This window comes from Marinobacter aromaticivorans (genome assembly GCF_002806975.1).
GTDB classification, from domain to species: domain Bacteria; phylum Pseudomonadota; class Gammaproteobacteria; order Pseudomonadales; family Oleiphilaceae; genus Marinobacter; species Marinobacter aromaticivorans.
In genome coordinates this window covers 383,109-397,119 of record NZ_NIHD01000002.1, presented here as the reverse complement: position 1 = coordinate 397,119, position 14,011 = coordinate 383,109, and the positions used below count along the sequence as shown (strand labels likewise).

The 14,011-nt window shown below is 56.2% G+C and carries 15 protein-coding genes; 8 read left to right on the top strand and 7 right to left on the bottom strand.

All coding sequences use genetic code 11. The features are described from left to right. Nucleotides 1-4: 4 nt before the first annotated feature. Both CDH48_RS04655 and CDH48_RS04650 read right to left on the bottom strand, forming a co-directional pair. The gene (locus CDH48_RS04655; RefSeq protein WP_100687552.1) at nucleotides 5-454 is read right to left on the bottom strand and encodes an Hsp20/alpha crystallin family protein; all 450 of its coding nucleotides are present in this window, start codon (nucleotides 452-454) and stop codon (nucleotides 5-7) included. 176 nt (nucleotides 455-630) lie between these two features. Beyond that, the gene (locus CDH48_RS04650) at nucleotides 631-1,173 is read right to left on the bottom strand and encodes a gamma carbonic anhydrase family protein (RefSeq protein WP_100687551.1); all 543 of its coding nucleotides are present in this window, start codon (nucleotides 1,171-1,173) and stop codon (nucleotides 631-633) included. A 211-nt stretch (nucleotides 1,174-1,384) separates the two neighbouring features. Here CDH48_RS04650 and prlC point away from each other — a divergent pair, with 211 nt between their 5' ends. Both prlC and CDH48_RS04640 read left to right on the top strand, forming a co-directional pair. Then, a complete protein-coding gene (gene prlC / locus CDH48_RS04645; protein ID WP_100687550.1) occupies nucleotides 1,385-3,430 on the top strand; it encodes an oligopeptidase A in 2,046 nt (681 codons plus the stop codon). Nucleotides 3,431-3,487: 57 nt separating this feature from the next. Next, a complete protein-coding gene (locus CDH48_RS04640) occupies nucleotides 3,488-3,739 on the top strand; it encodes a YheV family putative zinc ribbon protein (protein ID WP_100687549.1) in 252 nt (83 codons plus the stop codon). A gap of 195 nt (nucleotides 3,740-3,934) precedes the next feature. On the opposite strand, the gene CDH48_RS04635 is transcribed toward CDH48_RS04640, so the two are convergent. The 4 genes from CDH48_RS04635 to CDH48_RS04620 form a co-directional block, all read right to left on the bottom strand. After that, nucleotides 3,935-5,257, bottom strand: coding sequence for a Na+/H+ antiporter family protein (locus CDH48_RS04635; protein ID WP_100687548.1), 1,323 nt, complete (start codon nucleotides 5,255-5,257; stop codon nucleotides 3,935-3,937). 118 nt (nucleotides 5,258-5,375) lie between these two features. Further along, nucleotides 5,376-5,606: a DUF1653 domain-containing protein gene (locus tag CDH48_RS04630; protein WP_100687547.1), complete on the bottom strand. Its 231-nt coding sequence runs from the start codon at nucleotides 5,604-5,606 to the stop codon at nucleotides 5,376-5,378. A gap of 49 nt (nucleotides 5,607-5,655) precedes the next feature. Further along, on the bottom strand, nucleotides 5,656-6,306 hold the full coding sequence (locus CDH48_RS04625; RefSeq protein ID WP_100687546.1) for a hypothetical protein: 651 nt from the start codon (nucleotides 6,304-6,306) through the stop codon (nucleotides 5,656-5,658). 198 nt (nucleotides 6,307-6,504) lie between these two features. Beyond that, a complete protein-coding gene (locus CDH48_RS04620; protein WP_100687671.1) occupies nucleotides 6,505-7,833 on the bottom strand; it encodes an MATE family efflux transporter in 1,329 nt (442 codons plus the stop codon). A 205-nt stretch (nucleotides 7,834-8,038) separates the two neighbouring features. Between CDH48_RS04620 and coxB the strand changes: the two genes are divergently transcribed. From coxB to CDH48_RS04600, 4 genes are read left to right on the top strand one after another with little or no spacing between them, the layout of a single operon-like run. Continuing rightward, nucleotides 8,039-9,163 (top strand): cytochrome c oxidase subunit II, encoded by a 1,125-nt coding sequence (gene coxB, locus CDH48_RS04615; RefSeq protein WP_100687545.1) that lies wholly within the window; start codon nucleotides 8,039-8,041, stop codon nucleotides 9,161-9,163. A gap of 57 nt (nucleotides 9,164-9,220) precedes the next feature. Beyond that, complete coding sequence (gene ctaD / locus CDH48_RS04610) at nucleotides 9,221-10,804, top strand: cytochrome c oxidase subunit I (RefSeq protein ID WP_100687544.1); 1,584 nt, start codon at nucleotides 9,221-9,223, stop codon at nucleotides 10,802-10,804. A 12-nt stretch (nucleotides 10,805-10,816) separates the two neighbouring features. Continuing rightward, nucleotides 10,817-11,407, top strand: a complete 591-nt coding sequence (locus CDH48_RS04605) for a cytochrome c oxidase assembly protein (RefSeq protein WP_100687543.1) — start codon at nucleotides 10,817-10,819, stop codon at nucleotides 11,405-11,407. Between the two features lie 16 nt (nucleotides 11,408-11,423). Continuing rightward, the gene (locus CDH48_RS04600; protein WP_100687542.1) at nucleotides 11,424-12,311 is read left to right on the top strand and encodes a cytochrome c oxidase subunit 3; all 888 of its coding nucleotides are present in this window, start codon (nucleotides 11,424-11,426) and stop codon (nucleotides 12,309-12,311) included. Nucleotides 12,312-12,329: 18 nt separating this feature from the next. Here CDH48_RS04600 and CDH48_RS04595 read toward each other — a convergent pair whose 3' ends face one another. Beyond that, complete coding sequence (locus CDH48_RS04595; protein ID WP_100687541.1) at nucleotides 12,330-12,533, bottom strand: twin transmembrane helix small protein; 204 nt, start codon at nucleotides 12,531-12,533, stop codon at nucleotides 12,330-12,332. Nucleotides 12,534-12,586: 53 nt separating this feature from the next. On the opposite strand from CDH48_RS04595, the gene CDH48_RS04590 reads away from it, so the two are divergent. Further along, nucleotides 12,587-13,324 (top strand): SURF1 family protein, encoded by a 738-nt coding sequence (locus tag CDH48_RS04590; protein WP_100687540.1) that lies wholly within the window; start codon nucleotides 12,587-12,589, stop codon nucleotides 13,322-13,324. Next, nucleotides 13,305-13,955: a hypothetical protein gene (locus tag CDH48_RS04585; protein WP_227520941.1), complete on the top strand. Its 651-nt coding sequence runs from the start codon at nucleotides 13,305-13,307 to the stop codon at nucleotides 13,953-13,955. Before CDH48_RS04590 ends, CDH48_RS04585 begins: the two co-directional genes overlap by 20 nt. Nucleotides 13,956-14,011: the final 56 nt, after the last annotated feature.

Below are 14,011 nucleotides of genomic sequence, written 5' to 3'. Positions count from 1 at the left end.
CAGGTTACTCGATGTCAACCTCAATGGCCTTCGGCTCCTTCGGCTCGGCCTTCTGAAGCGTGAGCGTGAGAAGACCGTCCTTGAAGTTGGCTTTCACGCTGTTCTCGTCGATATTGTCGGGCAGTGTGAAGCGCCGTACAAAGCTGCCATAGAAACGCTCAATGCGATGCAGCTTTTTATCGCTGGATTCTTCCTCGTGCTTGCGCTCGCCCTCAATGGACAACACGCCCTCATGCACACTTACCTTCACATCCTTCTTTTCCATTCCGGGCAATTCTGCCTCAATGGTGAAGGCCTGATCGGTTTCCTTGATATCGACCGCGGGCGCCCAATCACTGCGGCTGAATAAATCTTTGCCTTCTCCGCCACTGCGTGTCAGCCCAAAAACCCGGTTATAGCGATTCATCAAGTCTTCAAACTCGTTGATCGGATTCCAGCGAGTAAGATTGCTCATAATAGAACACCTCCATTATAAAAAAACGAACCTGAACTCATTCAGCCTCGTTCCCGGAACTGCTCCGAATGCCGGCGTCAGCCGACCGGGTATCCGTGAACATCTGCTACAACTCTATATGGGAACGGTTGATCATTTTTCAAGCCCAGTCGGATATGATCTGGGATTAACCGGCATCATGGCTCCAGCTCAGCCAGATATTCATCCTTCAGCTTCACGTAATTGGCCGCTGTGTATGCAAAAAACGAGCGCTCATTATCGCTCAGTGCCCGCGCCTTCCTGCACGGCGAGCCAACATAAAGGTGCCCGGACTCCAGTGTTTTCCCCGGCGGCACCAGACAGCCCGCCGCAACGATCACCTCATCTTCCACCACGGCGCCATCCATAATAATGCAGCCCATACCCACCAGCACGCGGCTGCCAATGGTGCAGCCGTGCAACAAAGCCTTGTGCCCCACGGTGACATCGTCGCCCAAAGTGAGCGGGAAGCCACCCGGGTTATAATCACTGGCATGGGTAATGTGCAGTACTGAGCCGTCCTGAATGCTGCAGCGGTCGCCGATACGGATCCTGTGCATGTCGCCCCGCACCACGGTCATTGGCCAGATGGAGCAATCGTCACCGGTTTTAACGTCACCAATCACCACTGCACTGGCATCTACCAGAGTGCGTTTTCCTAAATCTGGCGTGATACCCTTGTGAGAACGTACATTCGTCATTACATATACCTTAGTCGCGTTTGCTCGGAAGTTGGGGGTGTCTGTGTGGAGGCTTTGCCAAAACTGTGCGGAGCCAGGGATGGCGGAGCCCAAGCGTCACATGGATGTGCCGCAAGGAGCGTGTTTTGGCAAAGCCTCCACACAGACGCCTTTCTCCGATGATAGATATAAATGAAGCTACCTCACATTTGAACAGCTGAGAAGGGGATCCATGAATAACCCGTTACTGACTGATGATTTGCTGCCAAAGTTCGATCACGTGCGAACCGAGCATATGGAGACGGCCATTGACCAGATTCTCAGCGAAAACCGCATGAAAATCGCCAGCCTGGCCCAGAACGAAGACCCCACCTGGGACACCCTGGCCCAACCCATGCAGTCACTGGAAAACAAACTGAGTAACGCCTGGTCCGTTATTTCGCACCTCAATGGTGTAATGAATAACGACGATCTGCGCAAAGTCTACAAAAACTGCTTGGAAAAGCTCACTGAATACAGTACCGAGCTTAGCCAGAACACAGCCCTTTGCGAAGCCTACAAAAAGCTCGCCGCTCGCGATGATTTCAAGGATCTGAGCGAAGCCCAGCGCAAAGCGGTGGAAAACACCCTGCGCGACTTCCACCTTGGTGGTGTCGACCTGCCTGAAGACCAGAAAAAACAGTATGCGGCGCTGTCCCGCGAACTGGCGGAACTCTCCAACCGCTTCAGTGACAACGTTCTGGATGCCACCCAGCACTGGTTCAAACACATCACCGACGTGGAAGAGCTGGCCGGTATTCCGGATTCCGCTCTTGAAGGCGCAAAACAAGCCGCTCGCCAGAAAGAGCTGGATGGCTACGTGATTACCCTGGATTTCCCCAGCTTTTTCCCGGTAATGACCTACTGTGACAACCGTGAGTTGCGCCGTGAGGTATACGAAGCCTTTGTTACCCGTGCCTCGGACATGGGCCCGGACGCAGGTACCTGGGACAACACCCAGGTAATGGCCGAAATCCTCAAACGCCGGCACGCCATGGCGAAACTGCTGGGCTTTAACAACTACGCCGAGCGCTCGCTGGCTACCAAAATGGCCCGGGATAGCGATGAGGTTCTGGGGTTCCTCAACGAACTGGCGGCGAAAGCCAGGCCGGTTGCCGAGCAGGAGTTTGCTGAGCTCAAGGCTTTCGCCAAAGACGAACACGGCCTGGAGGATCTGAAAGCCTGGGATGTGGGCTACTACAGTGAAAAACTGCGGCAGCAGCGCTACGACATCTCCCCCGAAACCCTGCGCCCCTGGTTCCCGGTGGATAAGGTGGTACCTGGCTTGTTCAGGGTTGCCGAGAAGCTGTTCGATATACAGATTGAAGCCAGGCCGGAAGTGGAAACCTGGCACGAAGATGCCACGGCCTACTGCATAAGCCGCAACGGCGAGCCAATTGCCTGGTTCTACCTTGATCTGTTCGCCCGCCAGGGCAAACGCGGGGGTGCCTGGATGGCCGACTGCCGGGTGCGCTGGCGCAACCTGCGCGGCCAGCTTCAGCTGCCGGTTGCTTTCCTTACCTGCAACTTCACGCCGCCGGTGAATGGCAAGCCGTCGCTCCTCACCCACGACGAGGTCACTACCCTGTTTCACGAATTTGGCCATGGCCTGCACCACATGTTGACTCAGGTGGACGTTATGGATGTGTCTGGCATCAATGGCGTGGCCTGGGACGCGGTAGAGTTACCCAGCCAGTTTCTGGAAAACTGGTGCTGGAACCCCGATTCCCTGGCACTGATTGCCAGCCACCACGAAACCGGGGAACCCCTGCCGGAAGACTTGCTGCAAAAACTGCTGGCGGCGAAAAACTTCCAGTCCGGCATGGCCATGGTGCGGCAGCTGGAGTTTTCACTGTTCGACTTCCGCCTGCATGCAGAATTCACCGAAGAGGCCCCCACCAACCCGCTGGCGATGCATCGCCAGGTGCGCGAACCTATCGCCGTTGTCGAAGTGCCGGAGTTCAACCGCTTCCCGAACTCGTTTTCGCACATCTTCGCCGGTGGCTACGCGGCTGGCTATTACAGCTACAAGTGGGCAGAGGTGCTGGCGGCAGATGCCTTCTCGCTGTTCGAGGAAAACGGCATTTTCGATCCGGAAACCGGGCGGGCTTTCCTTCACAACATTCTGGAAAAAGGCGGATCACAGGAGCCGATGGAGCTGTTCAAGGCATTCCGTGGCCGCGAACCGCAGGTGGATGCGTTGCTAAAGCAGACCGGCATCACGGACGAAGCGGCCTGATCCCACGATCTCCGGTGGTGGTGATGGCCACCGGAGGCTTTAACCTGGAGTTATGTAATGGCTACCCCGAAACGTTTTATTGCCGGAGCGGTTTGTCCCCGCTGCGCGGAGATGGACAAGATCATGATGTTCACCGACGATGCCGGTGAGCAGATTCGTGAGTGTGTGGCGTGCGGCTTTACCGATGCCATGTCGGATACCGAGCAGCCAGCTAACCCTGAGCTTGAGACTCGGGTTAATCGACGTGACAACCAGGATGATCATACGGTTAAGCAGGTTGTTTTCTTCAAGGCTGGGAGTGAGGACTAAGGATTAGAGACTAAAGACTAAAGACTGTAGCCTGCTGGCTTGGCGGGGTTCGAGGCCGTGGCGGTATATTTTTCTTCTGGGAAAAACAACTCGCTGCGCTCAGACATCTTTTTGCCGGCAGAAAAGACCCACCGTGACCTCGTAGCCCCCAAACTGGCAGGCTACAAAAGAAGGCCACCTCCATGGTTTCTGAAATCAGAGAACCATAGCCGCCAACCACCCAAACCCAAGCAACGGCAGGTTGTAGTGCAGGAACGTGGGCACTACCGAGTCCCAGATGTGGTTGTGCTGGCCGTCTACGTTCAGGCCGGCAGTGGGGCCCAAAGTGGAGTCTGAAGCCGGGGAACCGGCGTCGCCCAGGGCGCCGGCGGTGCCCACCAGGGCAACGATCGCCAGGGAGCTGAAGCCCATTTCCAGGGCCAGGGGTACGTACAGGGCAGCGATAATGGGGATGGTGGAGAAAGATGAGCCTATGCCCATGGTGATCATCAGGCCAACAACCAGCATCAGAAGAGCCGCCATGGGCTTGTTGTTGCCGATGAGATCCACGGAGCTTTGTACCAGAGTCGCGATTTCCCCGGTTTCACGCATCACTTCCGCAAAACCCGAGGCGGCGATCATGATGAAACCGATCATGGCGAGCATTTTCATGCCCTCGGTAAACAGGTCGTCGGCTTCTTTCCACTTCACCACCCCCGACAGGTTGAACAGCAGAAAGCCAGCCAATGCCCCGAGGATCATGGAGCCCAGCCAGAGCTGAACCACAAAGGCGACAACAATAGCGACCAGCGCCATGATCAGGGTGCCCGCGCTGTAGGAGACATTTACGCGTTCGGTGCGGGTGATAACGTCCAGATCGTATTCACGGTCACCCCGGTAAGTGAAGAAGATGGCTATCAGCAGGCCACAAAGCATGCCCAGAGCAGGCAGGGCCATGGCCTGCATAACGCTCAGGCCTTCGGTTTCACCGCCGTTGGCGCTGATTTTGGCCATCAGGATTTCGTTCAGGTAAATGCCGCCAAAACCCACCGGAAGGAACATGTAAGGGGTTATCAGCCCGAAAGTGAGCGCAGAGGCCACCAGGCGGCGATCCATTTTCAGCTTGGCCATCACATACAGCATGGGCGGAACCACCAGCGGAATGAACGCAATATGGATAGGCAGGATGTTCTGGGACGAAAGGGCAATCAGCACCAGCACACCAATGATCATGTAGCGCACACTTTTTGCCGCGGTGTTGTTATCCTGCTGGCCGACCATGGCGAGGGTTTTGTCGGCGAGGGCGTGGGCCAGGCCGGATTTGCCGATGGCAACGGCGAAGGCACCCAGGGTTGCATACGAGAGGGCTACGGTAGCGCCACCGCCAAGGCCGTTATTAAAGGCTTCAATGGTCGCATCAAGGGACAGCCCGGCAATCAGGCCACCGGAGACGGCGCCTACGATCAGGGCAACAACAACGTGGATGCGGGCCAGGCTCAATACGAGCATGATCAGCACCGCGGCAACAACGGCATTCATGGGGGACTCCGAGTATGGCGTAGTGGTTGGTTTTCCAGCCTTGCAGTGAAGGCGGGGATCATGAAAACGCGGTAATGTGCAGTAAATGGCCGGCTGAGTCAAAGGGCTTGTCTAATGCTCAACTCCCGTCAATGCGAGCAAAGCGCGGGACCTGCTCCCCGGCAACCTCAACAGTTTCGCGGAACATGCCAAGCGGGCGCACCCACAGGCTGTAATCCCCGTACAGGCAACGGTAAACCACCAGTTTTTCCCCGGTTTCGCTGTGCCGTGCAATATCAATAACTTCGTAATCCTGGCCCTTGTAGTGTCGGTAGCGGCCCGGGCGGATATCGGTTTTGCGTTCGGTCATAATGAGTCTCTGAGGATCTTTGGTTGCTCCCGGAATAGTCCTGGACAGGTCAGGCCAGGCCGGAGCCCAGCGAAAAGCGGATATGATTGCGGATCAGAAGGTTTTCCCAGTAGTGTCGCATCCAGTTCCAGGCCTCATTGTTTACCTGTTCGACGAAGGGGTCGAGGTTGAGCTCATAATAGTCCGGTGTGCCGGCAATTTGCAGTACGGTTACGGTGATGGAGTCGTCCAGTTCGTTTGCGAAGGGTTCACCAATCAGCTCGTGAACCAGCAGGTTGGCTCGGGTTGCCTCCATATCCACAAGCCCGCCGGTTCGGATGGAATGGTTGTTCTCATGCATTTCTTCCATAAGGCGGTGGCAAAGGTAGGCCCGTATCAGAAGCCCGTCGAGGCCATCGTAGCGCACCAGTAACGCCGAGGGCTCGGTGAAGTAACCGATGGCGGCTTTTACAAACGGGTCAAACAGTTGGGCTTTACCGGCTTCCCGCGCACAGGCATCCACACACTCTATGAGCCGCGGTGCCATCTCAATGTACTCGATAGCGAACTGGAACAGGCAGGGCGCAGGCTGATAGCCCTCAATGGTGACAGCCGAAGGCAGCGCTGCCGCCTTTTTATGCAGCTGCCTCAGAAAGGTGCCCGAGCGGGCTTCCTTGCGTCGCGCGTGATCAATGATTTCCAGTACTGCCTGTGGAGTCATTTAAGGACATGCCGGTGTCTGAACAATTTGAGGTCGCAAGGCGCCTCCTGTAACGGGCAATGAATATCAGGGCGGCCAGGCTGCAGCTAGTTATCATCGCTTTCCACCAAGGAGGTGCCCGTCTTTTCTGACAAGTGTAGACGAGATTTTACAAGCTGCGATTTACAAACTGTCAGATATTGTTAACGATTGCCCGGGCTACCGGGCCTGGAACCAACGATCGTTACGAGTGTGTGACCAGCATAGCAAGCCCATGCTCGCTGCCCGGGCAAGCATCAGACAGATCAGGGAAAACCAGAGCCCGTGGTTACCCCAGCCCGTGGTCAGCCACCACACCGGAGCGAATACCCCCAGTGCCGAAAACAGCATGGTATTCTGCATATCCCGGGTGCGTGTCGCGCCAATGAATACGCCATCAAACAGAAATCCCCACACCGAGGCAAAAGGCAGCAGCCAGAGCCAGGGCAGATATTGCCAGGCAGTGGTACGTACTTCTTCAATACCTGTCAGCAACGCGATCAGTCCGCGGCCTCCGGCAACAAACAGAATTGTCAGCAACAGCGAACCCCACAGAGACCAGCGCAGCGCGCATCGGAACACTGCAAGGAAACGCCGCCTGCTGTTTTTGCCCACAGCCTCGCCAATCAGGGCTTCAGCGGCGTTGGCAAAGCCGTCCAGAGCATTGGAAATCAGCAGCAGGAAGGTGATCAGTACTGCGTTGGCCGCCAGTATGGTGTCGCCCTGACGAGCGCCCTGAGCGGTGAAAAATGCCAGTACCAGCAACAGCGCAATGGTACGCACCATGATGTAGCGGTTTACCTGCAATATGGCCAGATAGTCCGCAAGGGTACCGAATAACTCCCGGGTCAGCCTCTGCCCATCGGGCATGCGCTGCAACACGATTGCAAAGCCGATAATGGCGGCTCCGTACTCGGCGATTACCGTGGCAACAGCCACACCCCGGCTGTTCCAGCCCAGCACGGTTACGAAAAGCACATCCAGCAGGATATTCAGGCCGTTGGCCACAATCAGCATGATCATGGGCCCGCGCGGGAACTGGGTGCCAATCAGCCAGCCCACCAGAGTGTACTGGCACAGCACCGCCGGAGCGCTCCAGATTCTTATGGCAGCGTACTCTGCGGCCAGTTCCGTAACGCCAGGGCTGGGATTCATCAGTGCCAGCCCGATCCGGATCAGTGGCTGGTGGCACAGGATGAGCAGTAAACCGATAGCCACCGCCAGCATCACCGAGCGCAGCAGCAGGGCAACCTGGCCGAGACTGTCGCGCCTGCCCCAGGCCTGGGCAGCCAGCCCTGTTGTGCCCATGCGCATGAAGCCGAAGGTCCAGTACAGAATGCTGAACAGGTTGGCGCCAACCGCAACCGCGCCCAGATATTCCGGGCTTTCCAGGTGCCCCAATACCGCAGTGTCTACCAGCCCCAGTAACGGTACGGTGAGGTTGGTGAGCATCAGTGGCCATGCCAGAGCCCACAGGCGTCGGTCCGTGACTGAAAGTCTGAGCGTCATATTCATTCTGTTTATTAAAAACTCCTGGTTAGTCGTTTTAGGTTTAACCAGTTTTTTAGTCTTTTTTTGATCTGTGTCTATACTCGTCATTGATGTATCTGTAAGCAGGCTTTCACTCTGGCATTTTCCGGTGAATGCGAGCACCGGTTAAGCCCAGAGGGATTATGCAAAATCCGACAAGAATAACACTCTGTGGAGACACAGCATGCGCGTGCACGCTAAGCGGGTAGGTGCCCTTTCAGGCGGTTTGTTGTTCCCCGCTCTGTCCATGGCGGACTGGACGGTAAACATGACCCCGGGGGTGACCGGTACCAGTAACGATATATTCAACCTTCACATGACCATTTTCTGGATCTGCGTCGCGATTGGTGTCGTGGTTTTCGGAATCATGTTCTGGTCAATCTTTGCCCACCGCAAGTCACAGGGCGCCAAACCAGCCAACTTTCATGAGAATACACTGGTTGAAGTGCTCTGGACGCTGATTCCCCTCGTCATTCTCGTCATCATGGCGATTCCCGCCACGGCGACCCTGATTGATATGTACGACACCACCGAGTCAGACATAGATATCAAGGTAACCGGTTACCAGTGGAAGTGGCAGTACGAGTATATCAATGAGGATTTCGGCTATTTCTCCAACCTCACAACACCTGCAGACCAGATCGGCAACCGCCAGACCAAGGGCGAAAACTATCTGCTGGAAGTGGACAACCCAATGGTGATTCCGGTCGGCAAGAAGATTCGCTTCCTGCTGACGGCAAACGACGTTATTCACTCCTGGTGGGTGCCGGATTTCGGCTTCAAGAAAGACGCCATCCCAGGCTTCATCAACGAAGCCTGGACCCGCGTAGACAAGCCAGGCACCTACCGTGGCCAGTGTACCGAGCTGTGTGGAAAGAACCACGGGTTTATGCCGGTTGTGGTAAAGGCGGTGCCGGAAGAGGAATACAACACCTGGGTTGCCGAAAAGAAAGCCGCAGCCGAGAAAGAGCGTGAGCTGACCCAGAAAGACTGGAGCATGGAAGAGCTGATGGAGCGTGGCGAAAAAGCCTACGCTACCAACTGTGCAGCCTGCCACCAGGCCGATGGCAGCGGCGCTCCACCGGCATTCCCGGCCCTTAAAGGCAGCGCCATTGCTACCGGAGACATAGCCGCCCACATTGATATTGTGGTGAACGGTAAGTCCGGAACGGCAATGCAGGCCTTTGGTGGCCAGCTGAACGAGGCAGATCTCGCGGCCATCATTACCTATGAGCGGAATGCCTGGGGTAACAAGGTGGGTGACATGGTCACGCCAAAAGAAATCTTCGATTACAAGAACCAACAGTAATCAACGCCAGATAACAGATATCACCAGCCACAAAAATTGGCGGTAACGGGGGTTTTCATGAGTGCGGTTGCAGATACCCACGCACAGGATCATCATCACGGCCCGGCCAGCGGCATCAGTCGCTGGTTGCTGACCACCAACCACAAGGATATCGGGACCATGTACCTGATATTCAGCTTCACCATGTTCCTTTTGGGAGGGACCATGGCGATGGTTATCCGGGCTGAGCTGTTCCAGCCCGGGCTGCAGATTGTGCAGCCGGAATTTTTCAACCAGATGACCACCATGCATGGCCTGATCATGGTCTTCGGTGCGGTTATGCCCGCGTTTGTGGGGCTGGCAAACTGGATGATACCGTTGATGATCGGCGCGCCGGACATGGCACTGCCAAGAATGAACAACTGGAGCTTCTGGCTGCTGCCCTGTGCCTTCCTGATTCTGGTCTCCACATTGTTCATGCAGGGGGGCGCGCCCAACTTCGGCTGGACCTTCTACGCGCCACTGTCCACCACCTACGGGCCGCCGAGCACCACCTTCTTTATTTTCGCCATCCACATTATGGGTGTGTCGTCGATCATGGGTGCCATCAACGTCATAGCCACGGTGCTGAACATGCGGGCGCCGGGTATGACTTTGATGAAAATGCCCATGTTTGTCTGGACCTGGCTGATCACTGCATTCCTGTTAATTGCCGTTATGCCGGTGCTCGCGGGCGTGGTCACCATGATGCTGATGGACATCAACTTCGGCACCAGCTTCTTTAACGCGGCTGGTGGTGGCGACCCGGTGCTGTTCCAGCATGTGTTCTGGTTTTTCGGGCATCCTGAGGTTTATATAATGATCCTCCCTGCATTTGGAGCGATCTCCCAGATTATCCCGACATTTTCACGTAAACGGCTGTTTGGTTATTCCTCCATGGTGTATGCGACGGGCGCCATTGCTTTGCTGTCGTTCCTGGTGTGGGCGCACCATATGTTTACGGTAGGTGTGCCGGTGGCAGGCCAGCTGTTTTTCATGTACGCCACCATGCTGATTGCCATACCGACCGGGGTTAAGGTGTTCAACTGGGTCGCCACCATGTTCCGGGGCTCGCTCACCTTTGAGACACCCATGTTGTTCGCTATTGCCTTTGTGATTCTGTTCACCATCGGCGGTTTTTCGGGCCTGATGCTGGCGATTGCACCGGCAGACTTCCAGTACCATGACACCTATTTTGTGGTTGCCCACTTCCACTACGTACTGGTGCCCGGTGCCATATTCGGGATCTTCGCCTCGGCTTATTTCTGGCTGCCCAAGTGGACCGGCCACATGTACGATGAAACCCTGGCCAAAACCCATTTCTGGCTGTCGTTTATTGGCATGAATCTGGCCTTCTTCCCCATGCACTTCCTGGGACTTGCAGGCATGCCGCGCCGGATTCCGGATTACGCACTGCAATTTGCCGATTTCAACATGGTGTCCAGTATCGGGGCCTTCATGTTCGGCACTACCCAGTTGCTGTTCCTTCTGATTGTTGTGAAGTGTGCAAGAGGCGGCGAAAAAGCGCCGGCCAAGCCCTGGGAAGGTGCGGAAGGGCTGGAGTGGGAGATCCCGTCGCCGGCGCCTTACCACACGTTCACGACGCCACCCGAAGTGAAATAGGAGGCCGTAAAAATGGCTGATCAACAGGCACGTGAATCCGCCCCCCGTCGCAGCAACGCGAAGGTTATAGGTTGGTGCCTGTCGGGTGTGGTGGGCATGTTTGCCTTCGGGTTTGCACTGGTGCCCCTGTACGACGTGTTCTGCGACATCACCGGCATCAATGGCAAAACCGGTGGCCGTTATGAGTCCACAGAGCGTTCGGTGGCAGATATGAACCGAACCATCAAGGTGCAGTTCCTGGCCCAGAACGGGCCGGGCATGCCCTGGATATTCCGCCCCGTGTCCCGGAGCGTCGAGGTACACCCGGGTGAGGCCACCACAGTGAATTTCTACGCTGAAAATCCCACCAGCCGGGATATGGTGGGGCAAGCGGTTCCGAGCCTGTCACCATCGGAGGGCACTTTGTATTTCCATAAAACCGAGTGCTTCTGTTTTAACCAACAGCCATTGGCAGCGGGGGAGAATACGGAAATGCCCCTGGTGTTTATTGTGGATCAGGAGATACCCAGCCACATCACCAAACTGACCCTGTCCTACACGCTTTACGATCAGGGCGAGCCCCAGGCAGCGGCAGCCAGCACAACAACAAACGATAACGGATAAGCCATCGGAGATTGCTATGGCGGACTATCAGACCTATTACGTTCCAGAACAGAGCAAGTGGCCTATAGTTGCCACGGTGGGCCTTGGCGTCACCCTCTATGGGGCCGCATCAATCATGGTCAGCAGCAACCAGGGAGAGAGTACCGGCAGTGCCTGGATGATATTCTGGGCCGGCATTCTGGTGATGATTTACATGCTGTTCGGCTGGTTTGGCAGCGTTATCCGGGAAAGTCGCTCCGGCCTGTACAGCCCGCAGATGGACCGCTCCTTCCGCTGGGGTATGAGCTGGTTTATTTTCTCGGAAGTCATGTTCTTTGCAGCGTTTTTTGGTGCCCTGTTCTACGCCCGGGTGTTTGCCGTTCCCTGGCTCGGGGGTGAGGGCGATCGTGGCAGCTCCAACATGCTCTGGGAAGGTTTTCAGGCCACCTGGCCCTTGATTAACAACCCGGATCCGGAAGCCTTCCCGCCGCCCGAATCGGTGATCGGAGCCTGGGGCCTGCCTCTGGTGAATACCATCCTGCTGGTTACCTCATCGTTTACCGTCACCGTGGCTCATCACGCCCTGAAAGCCGATAATCGGAAAAAGCTGAAAATCTGGCTGGCGGCTACCATCGTGCTGGCGCTGGCGTTCCTGTTTCTGCAGGCAGAAGAGTATATCCACGCCTATACGGAGCTGAACCTGACGCTTCAGTCCGGCATTTACGGTACTACCTTCTTCATGCTCACGGGCTTTCACGGCTTCCACGTGATGCTGGGTACTTTGATGCTGATTATCATGCTGATACGCATACAAAAAGGGCATTTCACGGCGGACAACCATTTTGGTTTCGAGGCCACCTCCTGGTATTGGCATTTTGTGGATGTGGTCTGGCTGGGCCTGTTTGTGTTCGTGTATGTTATTTGACGCAGCAATCAAAAAACCTCAGGGAGTCGGATGTAGCGTAAGGCTCCCTTGCCAGAGGGACAGGAGGATAACCGCCAGCAGAAGCACGCTCAACAACACCCGCACTGTGAGGGAGTTCACCACCCGTTTGGTTCTGCCGCCGTCTTTGATGAGAAAAAACAGGCCGCTGAACAGACTGGCTACAACGGTAAGCATGAGAAAAATGATCAGTGCTTTGAGCATAGAGACATCTCTGGGTTTTGTTCCGGTTGCTGCCAGGTTCACTATAGCAGACCATGACTGAGGCACAGAAAAGCCCGCGCAAATGGAAGGCAGATTGGCGACTACTGATTTTTGCGGGTGCATTTTTGCCATTGCTGGTGGGCCTGGGTATCTGGCAGTTGAACCGGGCGGCAGAGAAACAGGTTCTGCTTGAGCAATGGCAACAGGAGGCACGGGATCTGGCCTGGCCGGAACAGGTGGCCAGCGGGCTTGAAAGCGGCAGGCCGGTAACGGTAACGGGGCTGTTTGGCGACCGGAGCTGGCTGTTGGATAACCGGACCCGCGACGGCGTTGCCGGTTACGAAGTACTGACTGTATTCTATCCGCTTGAGGGCCCGCCGGTTCTGGTAAACCGGGGCTGGGTGGCAGCCCCGAGAACCCGGGATCAGTTACCGGATGTATCTCCTCCCGATGGTGTATTCAGCCTGGCCGGGCGGCTAAGCCCTTTTCCGGAGCCGCCGGTGCTGTCGGAAGATTCCGTGCCGGCAGAAGGCTGGCCCCGGCGGGTACAGACGTTGCCCGCAGAAATTGCCAGGAAGGAAATTGCACAATTGCCTGGTGCGATTATCCGGCTTCAGGGCAGCGGGCAGCCAGGCGCCTACCGTGCTGACTGGGAGCCGGACCTTATGGGGCCGCAGACGCATTACGGTTATGCGACACAATGGTTTGCGCTTGCCGTGGTGCTGACTATATTGAGTGTAATAGCGAGTTACCGAAAGACAGGAGCCAATAATGACAATGACAATGGCTAACCGGATACCTCAACAGGACGATGCAGACCACCCCACGCCGGAACAGGTTCGCAGAGGCCGGCGTACGGCCTTTTTGCTGTTCGCTCTGGGCTTCGGGCCAATGATTCTTGCCACCATAATGTTCTATACAGGCTGGCTGAACCCTGCAGGGCACACGAATCAGGGCACGCTGATCCAGCCACCGGTACCCGTGGCTGCCCTTAAGCTTGAAACCCTCTCGGGTGAGCCTCTGGCCAGTCGTTTTACTGCTGGCAAGACAGACCCGCAATGGTTGCTGCTGGTTGCAGCCGGCGAGTGTGACAGCCGCTGTGAAGAGCTGCTCTACCTGGCCCGGCAGGCCAACATAGCGCTGGGGAAAAATGCCAACCGTGTGTCCAGAGCCGCCGTGCTGGGCGGCATTTCCGGCGACCTTGCGGCACGCTGGCCTACGGAATACCGTTTGATGGAGCGCCTGGTTCCCGCGCCTGGTGCAACTCCGGCATGGCCTGCGGGAGTCAATCCGGAACAGGAGCCGCGCATCATGCTGATTGATCCGTTTGGCAACGTTATGATGCACTACGGCCCGGAGAATTCCGGCAAGGACATGCTTGAGGATCTGAAACACCTGCTCAAACTGTCCCAGGTGGGCTGAGTCCAGCCCGGAGGAATTACCTTGAATTATGCGTCCACCGAGAAGCAGCCAAACGT